Here is a 21013-nt window from a genome sequence, read left to right as displayed (position 1 = left end):
TCTACTCGATCACGACGAGCGGCATGCCATATTCGACCGGCTGTGCATCTTCAAACAGGATCGCCGTCACCGTGCCGGCGCGCGGCGAGGGGATCTGGTTCATCGTCTTCATTGCTTCAATGATCAGCAGCGTCTGGCCTTCCTTGACCTTCTGGCCGATTTCGATGAACGGCCTGGCGTCGGGCGACGCTGCCAGATAGGCGGTGCCGACCATTGGCGAAGCGACGGCGTTCTTCGACACGTCGGGCGTCGCCGGCGCGGCCGCTGCCGCGGGCTGCGCGGCTGCCGGCGCATAGGCCGGCTGAGCTGCGGCGACCGCATGAACGGCCGGCGCCTGCCGCGAGACGCGCACCTTCAGATCGCCCAGCTCGACCTCGATCTCGGTCAGGTTGGTGTCGTTCAGTATGCCCGCCAGGTCGCGGATCAGCTGCTGGTCAACACCGTTCTTCTTTATCGACATTTTCGAGCCTTCTGTTTGTTGGCCGGTCATAGGCGTGCAGCCAGCGCCTGCAGCGCCAGCGTGTAGCCGAGCGGCCCGAACCCGCAGATCATGCCGACGGCGACCGGCGCGACCATGGAAACGTGGCGGAATGGTTCCCGCGCGTGGATGTTGGAGAGATGCACCTCAGCGACCGGCAGCGGCGCGACAGCGCGGATGGCATCGTGAATGGCGATCGAGGTATGGCCGTAGGCGCCCGGATTGATGACGATTGCGGCGGCCTTGTCGGCGGCCTCCTGGATCCAGTCGACGAGGTCGCCCTCATGGTTCGACTGGCGGAAATCGATCTTCAGCCCCAGTGCAGCACCTGCCTGCTTGCAGTCGTCGGCGATCGCGGCAAGCGTCTTACCGCCATAGATGCCTGGCTCGCGCTTGCCGAGCGCGTTGAGATTGGGGCCGTTCAGGACGAAAACCGTTTTCAAAAAATGCCGACCTTTCCCGGCGCGGCTCAGCCGGCGCGCCGGACCCTCTATAATGGGCATAGACGCTGGCGAAAAGAGCGCAAGTGCGTTCTTTCGCCGTCCACAACAGCCGGAAAACGGTCCGTGCCGGAAACCCGCAGCCTAATCGAAACCCGAACGCTGATCAGAGCGCGGCCTTCGCCGCCTCGATCTTTTCGGCCAGCACTTCCTCGCCAAGCGCGCCGAACACCACCTCGTTGCCGACCACATAGGACGGCGTTCCGGTGATGGCGAGCTTGGTGGCGAGATCATAGGTCTTGGAGAAGGCCTCAGAGATGCTCGGGTCCTTCATCTTTTCGCGCAGCGCCGCCTCGTCGGCGCCGAGCGACAGCGCCACCTTGATTGCCGCCGCCTCGGTGGCGCGCCCCTGGCCGCCGAGCAGCGCGTTGTGGAACTCGCCGTATTTCTCCGGCTTCATCAAATGGAAGGCCATCGAGACGACGCTCGCCTTCTGCGAATCCGGGCCGAGGATCGGAAACTCCTTGAGCACGAAACGCAGGTCCGGATCGGCCTTGGTCAGCGCGCGCATGTCGTCGATGGCGCGTTTGCAGTAGCCGCAATTGTAATCGTAGAACTCGACGATGGTGACCTTGCCGTTCGGATTACCGACAACACCGTCGAAGGAGGAATTGAAGATCTGGTCCTTGGCGTCTTTGATGACACCGAGACTGGCGACGCGCTGTTCCTCCTTCTGCTTGGCCTCGAGTGCCTGCTGGGCCTCCAGAAGCACTTCCGGGTTCTTCAGCAGATAGTCGCGGACGATGCCTTCGACTTCGGTTCGGTCGAGCTTGGTTTCCGAGGATGCCATCTGGACAAGCTGCGCCGTGCCGGCCTTCGCCGTCTGCGGATTGCCGGCGACGAAGCCGAACGCCAGCATGGCGAGGGCCGCTGCCACTCCTGTAGTGCCCAGCAGAATTGCCTTGGTCATGATCCTCGATCCTCTTGCCTGTGTTCGGGTCCGCTCGGTTTGGCTGTGTCGCAGCGTGCGTCCGAAAGGTTCACTTCTTCTTACCTGATGGTGCGTAGTTTATTATGTCCTGCGCGCGAAGCCAGCCCGGCTCGCCCCGCTTCATGGTCTGCTGCGCCCGCATGGCGAAGATTTTCGCATTCTTGTAGTCGCCGGAATAGAAATGCCCTTCGGCGGTTGCAAGCTCGGCGGCCGGGATGTTGCCGAGTTCCCCGTAGGCCTGTGCCAGATAGCGGTATCCGTCGGCGTTTTCGCGATCCCGTCCGAGGCCGGTGTTGATCTGCGTCACCGCCTTCTTCAGTGAATCCTGCGTGCCGATGGCCATCAGCGCTTGGCCGTAAGAGACCGGCAGCAGCCCGGATCGCGCCGGATCGAGGCTGACCGACTTGGCATAGGCGTCAGCAGCATCCTTCGGCCTGTTCGCCTTCATCAGGATGTCGCCGCGCAATTCCTGGAAATAGGGATTTTTCGGCTGTTCCTTGATCAACGCGTTGGTTTTGGTGAGCGCCGAGGCCAGATTGCCGAAAAGATAGGTCATCTGCGCGTCGCCATAGCGCGAGGCGAGGCTGCCGGGGTTCTTGCGCATCAATCGCGACGCCGCGGCCTGGCCCTGCATATAGGCGGCGATCTTGATGCGCATCATATCGTGGCGCTGCTGCAGTGCCGGCGGGTCGACCTTGTCGACGTAAGGGCTCTGCTTCACCAGCACTTCGAGATTGGCGATACGCTCCTGCGGCATCGGATGGCTGATCCTGTAGGGATCGACTTGCGCGCCCGAGAGCGACAATGCGTTCTGGAAGCGGCCAAACGTCTTCAACATGCCCATGCCGGACTGGCCGGTTGCATTGAGATAGGTGATCGCCGAGCGGTCGGCAGTCATCTCCTCAGTGCGCTGATAGGCGAGGATGCTGCGTTGCGCCATCTCGCCGCCGCCGGCCACAACGCCCATGCCGGCCCCGGCGAGGCCGCGGCTGTTGCTGGTGGCGCCGGCCACCATGGCGCCGGCGCCAAGCAGCGTCGCCAGGATCGCCATCGTCTTGGCGCGCTCGAGCTGTTCGCGCAACTTTTGCTGGTGTCCGCCGGCGATATGGCCGGCCTCGTGGGCGATGACGCCGATGATCTCGTTGGGCGTTTCGGCCGTCATCAGCGCGCCGGTGTTGATGAACAGGCGACGGCCGGCAACGAAGGCGTTGAAGCTCTGGTCGTTGACCAGCACGATGTTGATGGCGTCGCCCGACAAGCCCGCCGCCTTGAAGATCGGCCGCGCGTAATCGCGTACCAGCGCCTCGATCTCGGCATCGCGCACCACCGGCACATTCTGCGCAAACGCGTTGACCGAGCCGGCCATGGCGACCACCGCGGCAAGCGAAAGCGTCGCGAGGGCGCGCGCTGTCCTGGCGATCGTCGATCTGGGTCGGCTCAACATGGCAGGTCCACTGGTAGACGAGTAGGCGAAGGATGAAAAGTCGGCAGCCTAAACTTACCGAACTTGTGATCCCCACACCAATCGGGCATTTGTGCGGCGCGGCCAGCATGGCCGGCACGTGCGGACAAGTGTGGTGGATTGAAAAATGGTAGTTTCGCTTTCGCGCCGCGGCGCGGTCGAACCGTTCCACGCCATGGACATCCTGGCCGAGGCGAATCGGCTGAAAGCCAAGGGCCTGCCGGTCGTTTCCATGGCCGTCGGCCAGCCTTCCGATCCGGCGCCAGCCGGGGTTCGCGAAGCAGCGGCCAATGCCCTGAAAGCAGGCCGCATCGGCTATACCGACGCGCTGGGCCTCGCCGGCCTGCGCGGGGCGATCGCGGCGCATTATGGCGAGCATTACGGGCTTGACGTTTCGCCCGAGCGGATAGCTGTCACCACCGGATCGTCGGCTGCCTTCAACCTCGCTTTCCTGGCAATGTTCGATCCAGGCGACCGCGTCGCCATCGCTGCGCCCGGCTATCCTGCCTATCGCAACATCATGGCCGCGCTTGGCATCGACATCGCCGAGATCGAGCTCGACGGCGCTGCCTATCTCCATGCCGAGCACCTGCAAGCCGCGCAGCGCGAAAAGCCGCTGAAGGGCGTGCTGTTCGCCAGCCCGGCCAACCCGACCGGCGCGGTCATTCCCGCCGGCGATCTCGAGGCGCTGGTCAAGACGGCGCAAGAGCTCGGCATCGCGGTGATCTCAGACGAAATCTATCACCGGCTGGCCTATGCGGCACCCGACACGACCGCGCTTTCTTTCGGCGCGGATGTGACGGTGATCAATTCCTTCTCGAAATATTATTGCATGACCGGCTGGCGCATCGGCTGGATGGTGCTGCCGCAGGAACTGGTGCGGCCAGTCGAGCGCATCGCCCAGAGCCTCTACATCTCGCCGCCCGAGCTGTCCCAGATTGCCGCGATCGAGGCGTTCAAGGCGACGCCAGAGCTGGAAGCGGTGAAGGCGCGCTATGCCTGGAACCGCGAGCTCCTGATGCACCGCCTGCCGGAGCTCGGCTTTGCTTTGGCCGCGCCCATGGACGGCGCGTTCTACGCCTTCTGCGACGTCACCAGGCACACCAATGACAGCATGGCGTTTGCGCGCCGGATGCTGGCCGAGGCGCACGTGGCGGCGACGCCCGGCCGCGATTTCGATCCGCTGCAGGGCCATCGCACGATGCGCTTTTCCTATGCCGGCAGCCACGACGACATGGTCGAGGCGATGGCGCGCATCGAACGCTGGCTGAAGTAGCGGGGGCGACGATGCCGGAGTTTGATCAGGCGCCGCAACTTGGACAGGCGCCCCAACTCGAATATGCGTTGCGCGAGGTCGCTGCCGAAATGGCGGAGCGTACCGATCGCGGCGACGTCGCCAGCTATATTCCCCAGCTCGGCAAGATCGATCCGAACAAATTCGGCATTGCCGCGGTGACCAATGACGGCCGCGTGCTGACCGCGGGCGATGCCGACGAGGCGTTTTCGATCCAGAGCATCTCAAAGGTGTTCACGCTGACGCTGGCGCTCGGCAATGTCGGCGACGCGCTGTGGCAGCGGGTCGGGCGCGAACCTTCGGGCAATCCGTTCAACTCGATCGTCCAGCTCGAGCACGAGAACGGCATTCCGCGCAATCCATTCATCAATGCCGGCGCCATCGTGGTCTCAGATATCCTGCTTGCCGGCCATCAGCCGCGCGAGGCGATCGGCGAGATCCTGCGCTTCATCCAGTTCCTGGCCGATGACGACACGATCATCATCGACCGCGAGGTCGCCGCGTCCGAACGCGCCACCGGCTTTCGCAATTTCGCGCTTGCCAATTACATGAAATCGTTCGGCAATCTCCACCATGCGCCGGAACTGGCGCTGGGCGTCTATTTCCACCATTGCGCTATCGCCATGAGCTGCCGGCAACTGGCGCTGGCCGGCCGCTTCCTCGCCAATGGCGGCAAGAACCCGGCGACCGGGCATTCCGTCGTGTCGGCCGAGCGCGCCCGCCGCATCGGTGCGATGATGCTGACCTGCGGCCACTATGACGGCTCGGGCGACTTCGCTTTCCGCGTCGGTATCCCCGGCAAGAGCGGCGTTGGCGGCGGCATATTGGGGATCGTGCCGGGCGTCGCCTCGCTTGCCGTCTGGTCGCCCGGCCTCAATGCCAACGGCAATTCCAGGCTGGGCTCGATCGCGCTGGAAAAACTGGCGAAGACGATGAACTGGTCGATCTTCGCGCCATAGCGCCTGTCGCCTGGAATTCGGACAAAAAATCCCGCGCAGCCGATCGGCAACGCGGGATTTTTTTAATCAGAAAGTCTGGCTAATGCACGGAAAGGCTTAGAAAAAGCCCTTCCGTTGCCACCAGCCGGCACGCTTTGGCTTGTCCTCGGCCTTTGCTTCCTCGGTCTTTGCCTCTTCGGGCACGATCGAGGAGACGACCGGCACGACCGGAGCATCCACCGGTGCGGGCTTGCGCCGCGACGGCCGGACCTTCGGCGTTTCCTCGGCAGCCGCCACTTCGGTCTCCTGCGGAACCGGCGCGGCGGTCTCGCCGGAAGCCACCGACGCCGCCTCGGCAGCCGATGTCTCGGCACCCGCAATCTCGGCAACTGCTTCCGCCGCAACCTTCTTCGGCTTGGCGGCGCGGCGCGGCTTCTTCGGTTTTTCGGCGCTCGGCATGTCGTCGTTCGCCGGAGCAAGCACCGCAAGCTCTTCGGCCGGCGGCGCACCTTCCGGCTCGCCGGTTACGGGCTCTGCTTCCGACACGGCACCTTCCGTCATGGCGGCTGGCTCGCCGGCGCCGGCTTCCAAGCCATCCTCGCCGTCCTCGCGGCGATTGCGCTTGCCGCCGCGCTTGCCGCGCCGGCGCTTCTTGCCGTGACCGTCGTCCGCCGCTTCCGCCGTTTCGGCAACACCGGCCGGCGCTTCACGTTCCGCTTCGGCGGGTTGGTCGCCCGCGGCTACGAAGGCGTCGTCCGTCGGCGCCGAAACGGAAGCACCTTCAACGGCAGCGCCATGCTCGCGGTCCGCGTGTTCGCGATCGCCATGTTCGCGTTCCCCGTGTTCACGATCCTTGCCGCCGCGCCGTCTGCGGCGCTTGCGGCGCTTGCGATCGCGGCCTTCGCCGTCCTCGCCGGACCTTGGCTGCTGCGGCTGCTGGACAGGATGTGGCTGCTCGGCCTGCACCGGTGCCTCGTCTTCCTCCTCGATGACGATCTCGTCCTCGGGTTCTTCGGGCTCGACATAGGCCGGGAACGTGCGGGCCTCGACAAAGCCTTCAGGCTTTTCGGCCAGCGCACCGCGGAAGATGGCATAGTGTTGTGCACCGACCGCATCGTCGGCTTCGATGGTGATGGTCACGCCGAAGCGGTGCTCGAATTCCACCAGCGTGCCGCGCTTGTGATTGAGCACATAGAGCGCGGTCGCTGCCGGCGTCCGCACCGTGATGTGGCTGCGCGAATCCTTGAGCAGGAATTCCTCGATTGCCCGCACCACCATCAGCGCGACCGACGAATCGGAGCGCACATGGCCGGTGCCGCCGCAATGCGGGCAAGGCTTCATCGTCGATTCCAGCACGCTGGCACGGATGCGCTGGCGCGACATCTCCATCAGGCCGAAATGCGAGATGCGGCCGACCTGGATGCGGGCACGATCGTTCTTGAGGTGATCCTTCAGCCGCTTCTCGACGGAGCGGTTGTTGCGGTTCTCCTCCATGTCGATGAAGTCGATGACGATGAGGCCGGCGAGATCGCGCAGCCTTAATTGCCGGGCGACTTCCTCGGCCGCTTCCAGATTGGTGTGAAGTGCGGTGTCCTCGATCGAGTGCTCCTTGGTGGAACGGCCCGAATTGACGTCGATGGCGACCAGCGCTTCCGTCTGGTTGATGATGATATAGCCGCCGCTCTTCAGCGTCACCTGCGGCTGCAGCATGCGGTCGAGCTGCGCTTCGATGCCGTTGCGCACAAAGATAGGCGTCGTGTCGCGGAACGGCTGAACCACCTTGGCGTGGCTCGGCATCAGCATGCGCATGAAGTCCTTGGCCTCGCGGTAGCCTTCTTCGCCGGAAACCAGGATCTCGTCGATATCCTTGTTGTAGAGGTCGCGCACCGAGCGCTTGATCAGGCTGCCTTCCTCGTAAACCAGGGCAGGGGCCGTGGATTGCAGCGTCAGATTGCGGACGTTTTCCCAAAGCCGCATCAAATATTCGTAGTCGCGCTTGATCTCTGCCTTGGTGCGGCTTTCGCCGGCCGTACGCAGGATGACACCCATGCCCTGCGGCACTTCGAGATCGGCGACCACTTCCTTCAGCCGCTTGCGGTCCTGCGCATTGGTGATCTTGCGCGAAATGCCACCGCCGCGTGCCGTGTTCGGCATCAGCACCGAATAGCGGCCGGCCAGCGACAGATAGGTGGTCAGCGCTGCACCCTTGTTGCCGCGCTCTTCCTTGACCACCTGCACCAGCAGGATCTGCCGGCGCTTGATCACTTCCTGGATCTTGTACTGGCGGCGCACCGGCTTGCGGCGGTTGCGCACTTCTTCCAGCGCGTCTTCGGCGCCGACCGATTCGACCTCGTGATCGTCCGGATGCGAGGATTGCACCTCTTCCAGCATGCCGCGGTCATTGTCTTCGGAGGTTGCTTCGCCGCTTGTCTCGGCCCCGCTTGTCTCAGGCCCGCTTAGCTCGACTTGCGGGACGGCTTCCGAGATTACGTCGGCATCGACGCTGGCAGCGATGGAACTGGAACCGCCTTCGGACGGCTCGGTCTCACCGCGATCGGCGACTTCATCGCTCTGCCCGGCGGCACTCTCGCTCTGTCCGGCAATGTCGGACATGGTGTTGTCGGCAGCGGCATCCAGCTTTTCTGCGACGGCATCTTCGCCGTTCTCGCCATTCTCACCGTCGGACGCGCCTGCCTCGCGCCTGTGCTCGCCGCGGTCGCGGCTCTTGCCGCCGCGCCGGCGTCCGCGCTTGCCACGGTCGCGGCTCTGGCGGTCCTCGCCTTCGGCGATTTCCTCGTCCTCTTCGTCCTGGGCCTCCTGTGCTTCCGCACGCAGCAGCGCCTGACGGTCGGCGACCGGAATCTGGTAGTAGTCGGGATGTATTTCACTGAAGGCGAGGAAACCGTGACGGTTGCCGCCATATTCGACAAAGGCTGCCTGGAGGGAAGGTTCGACGCGCGTTACGCGGGCGAGATAGATGTTTCCTTTGAGCTGCTTCTTGTCCTGGGATTCAAAGTCGAATTCTTCAATACGGTTACCGCGAACGACGACAACGCGTGTTTCCTCCGGGTGGGAGGCGTCTATCAGCATTTTGTTGGGCATTATTTCGTTTCCTCCCGGCAGCCGTCGGCCGCAGCTTGCAGGACAATGCCCGCTGCCGTGGACCTCGAACATGGGTGCCGGACAATTGAACGTCCGCCGGCCGCTGCCTGAGCGCCATGGCGGTGCCGCCCGCAGCCGTAGTGGCGCGGTTTGTTGCGGACCTTTCCATGATTGCGCTTGAAGCCATCGTCACCAGCAGAACCTTTTGAACCAAAGCCCGGGAAAAACCGGACCAGCTTGTTTGCTCATACAGAGCCGGCACGGGACAATCCCGGCCGTTTTGCTCACGCAGGCGATTCCCCCGCCACGGGAGCACGCCTGCGAAAATCGTCGCGATCACCGATGCCTTCTTCGCCTGAAACGAAAGGAGCCGTCTTGCGTCTGACCTGTAGCAGGAAGCTGCGGAGGAGGACGGTTCCAGGATTGCAGTGATCCACCATCGCTTTTATGATTTGGCGGGTTGGAAGGCAACCCCGATTCCCGATGCCGGCAAAAAGCCGTTCCGCAGCGGAAGCCCCGGTCCCAAGCCTTCCATGAAAAGGCTTGGTTAACCTTCTCTGGATACCAATCGTTAATCGAGTTCGCGGCCTGCCAGAACTTTGATAAGCAATAAGGCACTTCGACAAGCGATCCGGCATGACGCCAAACGGGAGCGACTGGTAGAAAGATGGGACTGGCAGGCTTCGCAGACAAGGGCCGTCATCATGGAGGCCGGTTCTTCCGCACCGCCTGCCTGCTGCCGCTGATCCTGGCTTGCCTGGTCTTTTCGCCGCTTTCGCGTGCTGCCGACGCACCGCTCGGTGCCATAAGCTACAAGATGGCCGGCGATGCCACCAAGATGCGCATCGTCATCAATTTCGACCGCGAGCCCGACATCAAATGGTTCCTGCTGCGCGGCCCCAATCGTCTGGTCATCGATCTGCCGGCCACGAGATTCGCCCTCAATGCCAAGGATGTGAAGCCGCGCGGCCTTGTCCGCGCCGTGCGTTACGGCGAACTCGGCGAGGGGAAATCGCGGCTGATTCTCACCGGCAAGGGACCGTTCGCCGTCGACAATCTCGACGTGCTCAAGAACGATGACGGCAACGGCTACCGCATCGCCATCGACATGTCGGCGGCCTCGCAGCGGGAATTCGATGCAGCGCTCGCCAATCAGGCGCTGACCACCGGCTCGACGGTCTCCGCCGACAAGGCCGGCAGGGTCGGTACCGGGCCGGTCTCCAATCCGGGCCATCGTTTCACCGTCGTCATCGATCCCGGCCATGGCGGCATCGACGGCGGTGCCGAGGGCCTGAACGGTACCGTCGAGAAGAACGTGACGCTCGCCTTCGCCATGGAACTGCGCGACAAGCTCGCCGCCGGCGGCAAATACGACGTGTTCCTGACGCGCGAGACCGATGTGTTCCTGCGGCTCGACGACCGCGTGCGCATTGCCCGCCAGCGTGAGGCCGACCTGCTCATCTCGATCCATGCCGACACGATCAGCCTCAAGGGCATCCGCGGCGCTACGGTCTACACCGTGTCCGACAAGGCTTCCGATCCCGAGGCGCAGGCGCTTGCCGACCGTGAAAATCTTTCCGACCAGTTCGCCGGCATGGAGATCAAGGACGACAGCAAGGAAGTGACCGATATCCTGATCGACCTGATCCGCCGCGAGACGCATAATTTTTCGATGAGCTTCGCCCATACTCTCGTCGGCCAGCTTTCCACCAGCGTCGGCCTGATCAACAACCCGCAGCGTTCTGCCGGCTTCAAGGTGCTGAAGGCGCCGGATGTTCCATCCGTGCTGGTCGAACTCGGCTATCTGTCAAATGCCAAGGACGAAGCGCAGTTGCTCAGCGCCGATTGGCGCAACAAGGCGACCCAGAGCATAACCAACGCCGTCGCACTGTTTGCTTCGGCCAAGAGCGGAACGGGGGCCGGAGGCTGAAATGCCCGCCGGCGCCCACAACCTGAAGCAGCGTTGCACGGCGACAACACCCTGTGCTTTTATTTCCGGCATTCGAAACCGAAATTCCATGCTGCCGTATTTTGCCCACATGGTCGCGACATGGATTTTGCGATTACGGTTTGGGATCGTCCCGAAAGCTTGCGCGAAGGGCGGCTTCGTTTAGGAAATTCCCGAACCAAGGACTGGAGCGGGTATGATTCGTCTCATTGGCTATTTCTTCGGCATCGGCACGACGCTGGCCCTTTTGGTCGCGGCGGGCGTGGCGATCTATATCGGCCATTTGTCGAAGGACCTGCCCGATTACGAGGTGCTGGCCAAATACGAGCCGCCGGTGACGACCCGCATCCACGCGTCGGATGGCGCGCTGATGGCCGAATATGCGCGTGAGCGGCGGCTTTATCTGCCGATTCAGGCGATCCCGGATCGTGTCAAGGCGGCCTTCCTGTCGGCCGAGGACAAGAACTTTTACAACCACCCCGGTATCGACGTGACCGGCCTTGGCCGCGCCATTGTCGTCAACCTGCAGAATGTTGGCTCGGGAAAGCGCCAGGTCGGCGCCTCGACCATCACTCAGCAGGTGGCAAAGAATTTCCTGTTGTCTTCAGACCAGACCTACGAGCGCAAGATCAAGGAGATGATCCTCGCCTTCCGCATCGAGCAGGCCTACTCGAAGGATCGCATTCTCGAGCTCTATCTCAACGAGATTTTCTTCGGCTTCGGCGCCTATGGCGTCGCCGGTGCTGCGCTCACCTATTTCGACAAATCGGTGAACGAACTCACCGTGGCCGAAGCTGCCTATCTCGCCTCTCTGCCGAAGGGTCCGAACAACTATCATCCCTTCAAGCATGCCGATCGCGCCTTGGAGCGCCGCAACTGGGTCATCGACCAGATGGTCGAGAACGGCTACGTCACGCATGAAGAAGGCGAGAAGGCCAAGGCCGAGCCGCTCGGCGTCACCCCGCGCCGCACCGGCAATTATCTCTTCGCCGGGGAGTATTTCACCGAGGAAGTGCGTCGCCAGATCATCGCGCGCTATGGTGAGAACGCGCTCTACGAGGGCGGCCTTTCCGTGCGTACCACGCTCGATCCGAAGATGCAGCTGATCGCCCGCAAGGCCATGCAGAACGGCCTCATGAAGTTCGATACGCTACGCGGCTACCGCGGGCCGGTGACGAGCATCGACATTTCCGGCGACTGGGGCGTGCCGCTGGGCAACGTCAAGCGATTGGAGGACGTGCCGGAATGGTCGCTCGCCGTCGTGCTCGACAGCTCGGCCACCGGCCTGTCCATCGGCCTGCAGCCGACGCGCCAAATCTCCGGCGAAATCGTCAAGGACCGCGTCGAAGGCACTGTCAGCAAGGAAGACATGAGCTTCGCCATGCGCCACGTGGTCGACGGCAGGACCGTCAAGGCGAAGTCGCCGGCCGACGTGCTGAAGCCTGGCGACGTGATTTTCGTGCAGAAGAACGACGGCTCGGACAACAGCTACAGCTTGCGCCAGGTTCCCGAAGTGGAAGGCGGCCTGATCGCCATGGACCCGCATACCGGACGCGTCCTGGCCATGGTCGGCGGTTTCTCCTACGCGCAGTCGGAGTTCAACCGGGCGACGCAGGCCATGCGCCAGCCGGGGTCGTCGTTCAAGCCGATCGTCTATTCGGCCGCCCTCGACAATGGCTATACGCCTGCCTCCGTGATCATGGACGGGCCGATCACCATCCAGAGCGGCAACACGACCTGGACGCCCAAGAATTACGACGGAACGGTTGCCGGCCCGGCGACCTTGCGCTCCGGCATCGAGAAATCGCGCAACCTGATGACGGTGCGGCTTGCCAACGACATGGGCATGAAACTGGTCGTGGAATATGCCGAGCGTTTCGGCGTCTACGACCATCTGGCGCCGTATCTGCCGATGGCGCTGGGATCCGGCGAGACGACGGTGATGCGTATGGTGTCGGCCTATTCGATCATGGCCAATGGCGGCAAGTCGATCAAGCCGTCGCTGATCGACCGCATCCAGGACCGCTATGGCAAGACCGTCTTTAGGCAGGACGAACGCGGGTGCTCGAACTGCAACGCCGCCGAGTGGCAGAACCAGCCCGAGCCGGAGCTGGTCGACAATTCCGAGCAGGTGCTCGATCCGATGACCGCCTACCAGATCACATCGATGATGGAGGGCGTCGTGCAACGCGGTACCGGCGCCACCATCAACGAACTCGGCCGTCACATCGCCGGCAAGACCGGAACGACCAACGACGAAAAGGATGCCTGGTTCATCGGCTTTACGCCGAACCTCGTTGTCGGCCTCTATATGGGCTACGATCAGCCGAAAGGTCTTGGCAAGGGCGCGACCGGCGGCGGCCTTGCCGCGCCGATCTTCAAGGACTTCATGCGCGTGGCGCTGGACGGCACGCCCAATGTCGACTTCAAGGTTCCGGAAGGCATGAAGCTGATTGCGATCAATCGCAAGACCGGCATGCGGGCTAACGCAGGCGACGCCGGAGCCTTCATCGAAGCCTTCAAGCCGGGTACCGGTCCCGCCGATAGCTATTGGGTGATCGGCATGGGTGCGGACGGCTCCAACGCCACCGGCGGGGCGCTATCGCCGCAGGCCAACCAGGCCATCCAGTCGGGCGGCGGCGGGCTCTACTGACAGTCGCTACATTGGGTCGGGCCGGCTTGACGATGATGGTCGAGCCGGTCCATTCCGCTTTACAGAGGCCGGTACTTTACAGGGGCCCGCGCTTTACACGAGACCGTGCCGTCCCTATGTATCGCGCCACCAAACCGCCATCCAGCAACAGGACAGAACAGCCAGCCATGCGCGCGGAAACGCAAAATATTGTCGACGAGATCAGGCAGGCGATCACCCTGCTGAGGAGGCATCTTTGACTGGGACCAAGCCATAAAGCGGCTTGAGTACCTGAACGTCCGCGCCGAGGATTCCAGCCTCTGGAACGAGCCGCTGGAAGCGCAAAAGCTGATGCGCGAGCGTCAGGGCCTCGAGGAAGGCATTGCCGCGGTCAAAGGCCTCACCCAGGCCCTGGAAGACAACATCGGCCTGATCGAGCTTGGCGAGGAAGAGGGCGACGAGGGCGTCATCGCAGAGGCCGAAGCGGCGATCCGCTCGATGCGCGGCGAGGCCAAGGCGCGCCAGATCGAAACGCTGCTGTCGGGCGAGGCTGATGCCAACGATAGCTATCTGGAAATCCATGCCGGCGCCGGCGGCACCGAAAGCCAGGACTGGGCCTCGATGCTTCTGCGCATGTATACGCGCTGGGCCGAGCGCCGCCGCTTCAAGGTCGAGGTGCTGGAAGTGCATGACGGCGAAGAAGCCGGCATCAAGTCCGCCACGCTGCTGATCAAGGGCCACAACGCCTATGGCTGGCTGAAGACGGAATCTGGCGTGCATCGTCTCGTGCGGATTTCGCCCTATGACAGCAATGCGCGCCGCCACACCTCCTTCGCCAGCGTCTGGGTCTATCCCGTCATCGACGATACGATCGACATCGACGTTTCCGAATCCGACGTCCGTATCGACACGTATCGTTCCTCGGGATCAGGCGGCCAGCACGTCAACACCACCGATTCGGCGGTGCGCATAACCCATCTCGCCACCGGCATCGCGGTCGCCTGCCAGGCGGAGCGCTCCCAGCACAAGAACAAGGCGAAGGCCTGGGAAATGCTGCGCTCGCGGCTTTACGAGGAAGAGCTGAAGAAACGCGAAGCGGTGGCGAACGCCACGGAAGCGTCGAAGAGCGATATCGGCTGGGGCCACCAGATACGTTCCTACGTGCTGCAGCCCTATCAACTGGTGAAGGATCTGCGCACCGGTGTCGAGAGCACCAGCCCGTCGAGCGTGCTCGACGGCGACCTCGACGATTTCATGGAAGCCTCACTGTCGCAGCGGATCGAGGGTGGCGCTGGTGAAACGGTGGCCGATATCGACTGAGGCTGGCGGCACCAGTCCGGCAGTACCTGGTTTCATCACGCGAGAGTTACGGCCGTCGGGCGAGAGTGACGAGCTCTCAATTTGAACTTACCTGTCGTTCTACAACTTTGTTTTTCATCGAATTTTTCAAAATCGATTTACGCTTTTGACGCGGATGCCTCGGGCCTGCCGGTGCCAAGCCTGGAACCAGCGCGAGCCGATCCCGTTATTGGCGATCCCACTGCCGGGGTTGACCAGGTTTCGTCGATCAGGACGGCAGGTTGGTTCCGGTTGCAGAGGTCGGCGTTCGGTTGCGACAGCAATTACTTGCGCCAACCAAGGAATCAGCCCAGCATTCATGCGCTGGGGAGGAAAAAAGCATTTATGGCCGGACGCGGCGTATCTGCGACCTGACGATCCGGCCACTGGGAAGACACGTTCCGGGAACGGGCAAGCGAGATGCTTGACAACCGTTGATAGGAACTGCGCTCATGCCTGCTCTCACAACCAGACCGGCCCCAGTCGCCCGCACGGCGCGCCGACTCCTGAATTCACTTGTCGCGGCAGTGGTTTTGATAGCTGCCGCCATTCCATTTGCAGCGCCTGCTCTGGCGCATGATGCCAAGCCGACCGCGGCCATGCCGCAAGGCTGGAGCTATCCCTTCTCCTGCTGCTCGGGCTATGATTGCCGCGAGGTCTCTCAGACATCGATCAGCGAACGTCCCGAGGGCTATGTCATCAAAGGAACCGGGGAAGTCGTGGCCTATAGCGACAAGCGGATCAAGAATTCGCCCGACGGCGAATATCATTGGTGCTCCGTTGCCGGTGCCAATGACGGAAAGACCATCTGCCTGTTCGTGCCCCCGTCGTCCTATTAGCGCATGACGCCCAAAAGCTTGCCCACGGGGTGACACCGAGGGCGTGCAGCGGTTTCGTATCGATGGGCCTTCGATCGGCACTCCAGCACTTTTAACCTGTGCATCGCAGACTCACAGGTCGCTGACAGGCAGTTGTCAGGAGCGTTTCTTTATGCTGCCTTTGCTTACGGGCGGCGGCATCGTGAGGGACTAATCCATGACCATCAAGGCAAGCTGCCACTGCAAGGCGACGACATTCGAGGTTTCGCAAGCGCCGCAGACAGTGACGCGATGCACCTGTTCCTTCTGTTCGAAACGCGGTTCGTTGTGGGCCTATTACACCCCATCGCAATTCAGACTCACCAGTCCGGCGGAGAATGTTTCGTTCTACCAGTGGGGATCGAAAACAATAAAACACGGTTTTTGCGCCACCTGTGGCTGCGGCACCTTCACCGAGACGCCGGACTGGTCGACAGGCGAGCCGAATTTCGACAATCCGAAGATCAGCGTGAACTCGCGGCTGTTCGACGACTTCGATCTCGACAAGGTCGAAGTGGTGGTCATCGACGGCAAGAATCTCTGGTAGCCGGTCGAATTGCGGTGGTCGCGCGAGCCGCTGCAGGCGCGTGGAATTGAGCCGGGGAAAGCCGCGGCAGCGGCTTTCGCTGGTCCGCTTTTCGCCGCATTTCATGTTACAAGTCGCTGGAAGGGCTGATGCGGTGCGCCGTTGCGCGGCCGTGGAATGGAGAGGGACCACCATATGAAAAAGATTGTGCTCGCCGTCGTGGCGACGGCTGTGCTCGTGAGCGCATGCACCACCGATCCCTACACCGGGGAACAGAAGGTTTCCAATACCGCTGCCGGCGCCGGTCTCGGTGCTTTGGCGGGTGCCGGGCTCGGTATGCTTGCCGGCGGCAACGACCGCCGCAACGCGCTGATCGGCGCGGGCATCGGCGCGCTTGCCGGCGGTGCCATCGGTGCCACCATGGACCAGAACGAGGCCGAACTGCGCCGGCAGCTTCAGGGCACCGGCGTCAGCGTCACCCGCACCGGCGACCAGATTATCCTCAATATGCCGTCCGACATCACCTTCAACGTCGACCAGGATGCGGTGAAGGCCGGTTTCTATCCGGTGCTGAATTCGGTGGCCCTTGTGCTGAAAAAATTCCGCCAGACCACGGTCGACGTATTCGGCCACACCGACTCGACCGGCAGCGACGAGCACAATTTCGACCTGTCGCAGCGCCGCGCTTTGGCGGTCGCCAACTATCTGTCCGGACAGGGCGTCGATTCCCGCCGCTTCGCCGTCACCGGCTTCGGCAAGACGCGTCCGATCGCCTCCAACGCGACCGCTGCCGGCCGGGCCCAGAACCGCCGCGTCGAGATCCAACTGTCGCCGCTTACCTGACGCAAGCGCACGAACCGGGAGCGGCCTCGCAAGGGGCCGCTCTAAATGGTTGTGGCGGATCGCCGGCCGCCGACGCCCTTCGTTCGATGTCAGGACCGGGCCGGCTGATCGACAATCGCGGCAACGATCCGGCGCACGACCGGAAGCACGATCAGCAGACTGGGAAACGCGACAAGCCATGAAGCGCCCCATGCATAGCTCCAGGCCGCTATAAACCCGTTCGTCCAGCCTGCGCCGATTGCCGTCGAAACCGCCGAGACAATCGAGGACATCAGAATCGAAAGAACCAACGGCATCACCACCGCGCCGTAGGAGGGTGGCAGCTTTCTCAATTTGAAGGCTCGGTCCGGTGATGCTTGCATCGAAATCTTCCAATCAAAAATGTGCGTAAGCGTTGTGAGGACGATCAGGCGGCATATGCCGTCTGCAGCGCCAATTCCCGAATGAAGCTTCGCAGCGAACGCGGCTCGCGGCCAAGCGCGGCGCGCAACGTCAGGCTGTTCCCGCCGAGGCCGTATTTGGCGTAGTGGCTGTGTACTTTGGCCAGCATCTGCAGCTGGCGGTCGGTATAGGGAAGGCGGGCCTTCGCCGCCCAGTCCTGAAATGTCGGCTCGCCCGCCGAAACCGGCCGGCCAAGCGCTTGGCTCATCATGGCGACGACCTCTTCGCGACTGTGCATACCACCGGCGCACAGCTCGAGGGTCGCATAGGACAAACGCGCTTCGGTCAGTGCGATCGCCGCCACTTCAGCGACATCGCGGTAGTCGACGCGGGCGAGCTTCGCCGTCTTTGGAAACGGCTCGGCGAAAACCCCGTGCTCGACGACGGACGGCCAGGCGGCCGCGATATTTTGCATGAAATTGGCCGGGTGCAGAATGGTGTATTCCATGTTCGTCGAATAGAGGGCAGCTTCGACGGGTATCTTGCTTGCATGGTTTTCCAGCCTCGTATTGGTGGGCTGGATCACCGACGAAAAGACGAACTTCCGAACGCCCGCTCGCGCCGCCGCCTCAACCATAGCAACCCCCATGGCGGCTTCGTCGGGAGCAAAGGCCGGTCCGATGTGAAAGACACCGTCGACACCTTTCATGGCCTGCTCAAGGCTCTGATGGTTGCGCAGATCTCCAATCGCGACCTCGGATGCGCCGGCTTTCCGGGCTTTTTCGGCACTCGCGGCGTCACGAACAAGCGCTCGAATCCTGGTATTGCGGCGGACGAGTTCAGGCACCACCAAACCGGCAACGCGGCCTGCGGCGCCTACGACCAGGACGGTTGGACTGGGTGTTCGCATGACGATCTCCTTCCCTCGACTCTGCCTTTCGGCCTGCAGGGAAGATAAAATCTGGCGAACTGCGTTACAATTCATCGATTTTGCGATAGTTTCTCCCGATTTTCGGGAGAAATACTCGATGAGCCGGATAGATGATTTCGAAGCCTTCATTGCCATTGTCGAGCATGGCAGCCTGACCGCTGCCGCACGCCGGCTGAACCGCTCGCTGCAGTCGGTCAGTCGGTCCCTGGCGACATTGGAGGAATCAATCGGGGTCGAGCTTCTGCACAGGACGACACGCCGCTCGACGCCGAGCGAAGCCGGAGCGGTCTTTTTCCAGCGCATCAAACCCGCCGTCGAGGAAATTAACGAAGCCAGGCTTCAAGCAGCCAATCGACGGTCGGAGCCATCCGGCATCCTGCGTGTGAGTGCCCCGGTTCTGTTCGGCCCGGACTTCCTCGTGCCGGCTATCGCCGACTATATGCGGACATATTCCCGGGTCGAGGTTGACCTCCAGCTTTCCGACGAATTTGTCGATCTCGATGCCGAGGGTCTCGATCTGGCGGTAAGGATCGGCAATTTGCCGGATTCCAATTTACGTGCGAAGCGCCTGGGGGCGCTGCGGCGCGTGGTGTTCGGCGCACCTGCCTACTTCCAGCAACACGGCCGACCGGCCCATCCGCTCGAATTGCGCGAGCATGAATGCATCGTACGAACCGTTGACGGCCGCCGAGGCGAATGGATGTTTCAGATTGAAGGCAAGCCCCGGCCGGTGAAGGTCGCGGGCACCTTCCGGTCGAATTTGATGATATCGATCTATGCGGCCGCGGTTCACGGATTGGGTTTGGGCTACTCGCCGCTTTGGCAGGTAAAACACCTGGTGGACGATGGCCGCCTGGAACTGGTTCTGACCGAATTTGAGCCGGTGCTAGTGCCGATACACGCCGTATGGCCGGAAGGCAGATCATCCTCGGCCAAAGTCCGCGCTTTTCTGCATCTGCTGGCATCCCGCCTGGAACTCAAGAACCTTTAGGACAAAGCGATCCAAGCCCTGGAAATGTGCCACGGAAGGGTGTCATTTGGAAGGAACTGCGCGGCCATGGGACGCGCGCGAGCGCCGTATCAGACCTTGGCGACTATACGCATAAAGGCCGGCATGTCGTCGCCGAAGCCGACGGTCGCGTCGTTGTCTTCCTGGCGCTGGCGGGCCGGGCGCTCGCGCTGTGGCCTGGTGTCGCCGCGTTCCGGCGCGCGCCGTTCGTTGCGATCGGGCGAAGCCTTGCGTTCAGGTGAAGCCTGGCGCTCGCTGTTTTCCGAGCGGATGGCCTCTTTGCGGGTACGCCGCTCGTCGATGTCGGCGACGGTGGCTTCGGCCACGACCGGCTGTTCCTCGCTGACTGCTTCCGGCGCTGCTTCTTCGCTGCGCTTGGCGTGGCGTTCACGCGGCTTGCGCTCGCCCCTGTCCTTGGCGTCGTCCTTGCGGCCGGCGCGGCGTGGCGCACCGCGGCCACGGCGCGGGGCCTCATCCTCGCCGCCTTCGCTGGCGACGACTGTCGACAAATCGCCGTCATGCCACTCGATCTTGGTGCCGATCAGCCGCTCGATGGCGTCGATGTATTTGGTGTCCGACTTGGTCGCGATGGTGAAGGATTTGCCGGAGCGTCCGGCGCGGCCGGTACGGCCGATGCGGTGGACATAATCCTCGGCGTGGATCGGCACGTCGTAATTGAAGACATGGCTGACATCGGGAATGTCGAGGCCGCGCGCCGCGACATCCGAAGCAACGAGGTAGCGCAGCTTGCCGTCACGGAAATTGGCCAGCATCTGCATGCGCGCGCGCTGGTCCATGTCGCCGTGCAGGGCACCGGCGTCGAAATCATATTTCAGCAGTGAGCGGAACAGCTCCGATACTTCGATCTTGCGGTTGCAGAAGATGATGGCGTTCTTCAGCTCGGCATCCTCGGCCTTCATCAGATTGCGCAGCGTCTCGCGCTTGTCCCAGGGCTTTGGCCCGGATTTCACCAGCCGCTGGATGATGTTGGTGGCGGCGGACGCAGCCTTCGACACTTCGACGCGCACCGGCGCGTGCAGGAATTTCTCGGTGAGCTTGGTGATCTCCGGCGGCATCGTCGCCGAGAAGAACAGCGTCTGCCTGGTAAACGGGATCATCTCGCAGATGCGCTCGATATCGGGGATGAAGCCCATGTCGAGCATGCGGTCGGCCTCGTCGATGACGAGGATCTCGACGCCATTGAGCAGGAGCTTGCCGCGCTCGCGATGGTCGAGCAGGCGGCCCGGGGTCGCGATCAGCACGTCGGCGCCGCGCTCGAGCTTCTTGTCCTGCTCGTCGAAGGACACGCCGCCGATCAGCAGCGCGATGTTGAGCTTGTGGTTCTTGCCGTATTTGACGAAGTTTTCCTCGACCTGCGCGGCGAGCTCGCGCGTCGGCTCGAGGATCAGCGTGCGCGGCATGCGGGCGCGGGCGCGGCCCTTTTCCAGCCGGGTGAGCATCGGCAGGACGAAGGACGCCGTCTTGCCGGTGCCGGTCTGGGCAATGCCCAGCACGTCCTTGCCGAGCAAGGCGTGAGGGATGGCGCCAGCCTGGATCGGCGTCGGCTCGGTGTAGCCGGCATCGGTAACTGCGGAAAGGACCTTCGGCGACAGGCCGAGGTCTGCGAAGGTCAACGCTTCTTGAGCGATCTGGGTGTCTGAGGACAAGTTTGGCTGTCTTTGGCTGGTTCGGGGGCGCAACATAAGCAGTCGCGGCAAGCGCCGCGCGCCTGCAAGATTGGTATTGCAGGTAGGCGCAAGCCCACGATTTGTCAACACAAACGGGCGGCATTGGCGCGATTGTGAAGTCGTAACCTTAATCGCGATGCTTAATTTGCGCAGTG

General features: G+C 62.7%; 18 protein-coding genes. 10 read left to right on the top strand and 8 right to left on the bottom strand.

All coding sequences use genetic code 11. The annotated features are described in order from the left end of the window. Position 1 precedes the first annotated feature (1 nt). The 4 genes from accB to NKI19_RS25965 form a co-directional block, all read right to left on the bottom strand. On the bottom strand, positions 2-460 hold the full coding sequence (accB, locus tag NKI19_RS25980; protein WP_352492532.1) for an acetyl-CoA carboxylase biotin carboxyl carrier protein: 459 nt from the start codon (positions 458-460) through the stop codon (positions 2-4). Between the two features lie 26 nt (positions 461-486). Continuing rightward, positions 487-921 (bottom strand): type II 3-dehydroquinate dehydratase, encoded by a 435-nt coding sequence (gene aroQ / locus NKI19_RS25975; RefSeq protein ID WP_352492531.1) that lies wholly within the window; start codon positions 919-921, stop codon positions 487-489. Between the two features lie 163 nt (positions 922-1084). After that, positions 1085-1888, bottom strand: a complete 804-nt coding sequence (locus tag NKI19_RS25970) for a DsbA family protein (protein ID WP_352566628.1) — start codon at positions 1886-1888, stop codon at positions 1085-1087. A 70-nt stretch (positions 1889-1958) separates the two neighbouring features. Next, positions 1959-3353 (bottom strand): M48 family metalloprotease, encoded by a 1395-nt coding sequence (locus NKI19_RS25965; RefSeq protein WP_352492529.1) that lies wholly within the window; start codon positions 3351-3353, stop codon positions 1959-1961. Positions 3354-3498: 145 nt separating this feature from the next. Between NKI19_RS25965 and NKI19_RS25960 the strand changes: the two genes are divergently transcribed. Continuing rightward, positions 3499-4647: a pyridoxal phosphate-dependent aminotransferase gene (locus NKI19_RS25960; RefSeq protein ID WP_352492528.1), complete on the top strand. Its 1149-nt coding sequence runs from the start codon at positions 3499-3501 to the stop codon at positions 4645-4647. An 11-nt stretch (positions 4648-4658) separates the two neighbouring features. Then, the gene (locus NKI19_RS25955) at positions 4659-5624 is read left to right on the top strand and encodes a glutaminase (RefSeq protein WP_352492527.1); all 966 of its coding nucleotides are present in this window, start codon (positions 4659-4661) and stop codon (positions 5622-5624) included. A gap of 96 nt (positions 5625-5720) precedes the next feature. On the opposite strand, the gene NKI19_RS25950 is transcribed toward NKI19_RS25955, so the two are convergent. Continuing rightward, on the bottom strand, positions 5721-8705 hold the full coding sequence (locus tag NKI19_RS25950; RefSeq protein ID WP_352492526.1) for an Rne/Rng family ribonuclease: 2985 nt from the start codon (positions 8703-8705) through the stop codon (positions 5721-5723). Between the two features lie 667 nt (positions 8706-9372). Here NKI19_RS25950 and NKI19_RS25945 point away from each other — a divergent pair. The 7 genes from NKI19_RS25945 (at position 9373) to NKI19_RS25915 (ending at position 16849) form a co-directional block, all read left to right on the top strand. Then, positions 9373-10635: an N-acetylmuramoyl-L-alanine amidase gene (locus NKI19_RS25945; protein WP_352566627.1), complete on the top strand. Its 1263-nt coding sequence runs from the start codon at positions 9373-9375 to the stop codon at positions 10633-10635. Positions 10636-10849: 214 nt separating this feature from the next. Continuing rightward, entirely contained in the window at positions 10850-13306 is a 2457-nt protein-coding gene (locus NKI19_RS25940; RefSeq protein ID WP_352492524.1) for a penicillin-binding protein 1A, read from the top strand. 167 nt (positions 13307-13473) lie between these two features. Continuing rightward, positions 13474-14605 (top strand): peptide chain release factor 2 gene (gene prfB / locus NKI19_RS25935; RefSeq protein WP_352492523.1). Its coding sequence is split into 2 segments (ribosomal slippage): positions 13474-13539 and positions 13541-14605, totalling 1131 coding nucleotides; the frame shifts between segments, so codons are not numbered across the junction. Positions 14606-14686: 81 nt separating this feature from the next. Next, the gene (locus NKI19_RS25930; protein WP_352492522.1) at positions 14687-14998 is read left to right on the top strand and encodes a hypothetical protein; all 312 of its coding nucleotides are present in this window, start codon (positions 14687-14689) and stop codon (positions 14996-14998) included. A 77-nt stretch (positions 14999-15075) separates the two neighbouring features. Further along, positions 15076-15462: a hypothetical protein gene (locus tag NKI19_RS25925; RefSeq protein WP_031212810.1), complete on the top strand. Its 387-nt coding sequence runs from the start codon at positions 15076-15078 to the stop codon at positions 15460-15462. A 196-nt stretch (positions 15463-15658) separates the two neighbouring features. Then, complete coding sequence (locus tag NKI19_RS25920) at positions 15659-16027, top strand: GFA family protein (protein WP_352492521.1); 369 nt, start codon at positions 15659-15661, stop codon at positions 16025-16027. A gap of 174 nt (positions 16028-16201) precedes the next feature. Next, positions 16202-16849, top strand: a complete 648-nt coding sequence (locus NKI19_RS25915; protein WP_254817106.1) for a YiaD family glycine zipper/OmpA-like lipoprotein — start codon at positions 16202-16204, stop codon at positions 16847-16849. Between the two features lie 89 nt (positions 16850-16938). Here the strand turns inward: NKI19_RS25915 and NKI19_RS25910 are convergent, their stop codons facing one another. Together NKI19_RS25910 and NKI19_RS25905 are read right to left on the bottom strand one after the other, a co-directional pair. Then, the gene (locus NKI19_RS25910) at positions 16939-17211 is read right to left on the bottom strand and encodes a DUF2798 domain-containing protein (RefSeq protein ID WP_352492520.1); all 273 of its coding nucleotides are present in this window, start codon (positions 17209-17211) and stop codon (positions 16939-16941) included. Positions 17212-17255: 44 nt separating this feature from the next. Then, a complete protein-coding gene (locus NKI19_RS25905) occupies positions 17256-18140 on the bottom strand; it encodes an NmrA/HSCARG family protein (protein WP_352492519.1) in 885 nt (294 codons plus the stop codon). On the opposite strand from NKI19_RS25905, the gene NKI19_RS25900 reads away from it, so the two are divergent. Further along, complete coding sequence (locus tag NKI19_RS25900; RefSeq protein WP_352492518.1) at positions 18139-19152, top strand: LysR family transcriptional regulator; 1014 nt, start codon at positions 18139-18141, stop codon at positions 19150-19152. The genes NKI19_RS25905 and NKI19_RS25900 overlap by 2 nt on opposite strands. Before the next feature lie 89 nt (positions 19153-19241). Here NKI19_RS25900 and NKI19_RS25895 read toward each other — a convergent pair whose 3' ends face one another. Next, on the bottom strand, positions 19242-20837 hold the full coding sequence (locus NKI19_RS25895) for a DEAD/DEAH box helicase (RefSeq protein WP_352451079.1): 1596 nt from the start codon (positions 20835-20837) through the stop codon (positions 19242-19244). Positions 20838-21013 lie beyond the last annotated feature (176 nt).

Source organism: Mesorhizobium sp. M0751 (assembly GCF_040320265.1).
Taxonomy (GTDB): domain Bacteria; phylum Pseudomonadota; class Alphaproteobacteria; order Rhizobiales; family Rhizobiaceae; genus Mesorhizobium.
The sequence above is the reverse complement of the archived record's forward strand: the minus strand, read 5'-3'. Positions and strand labels throughout refer to the sequence as shown.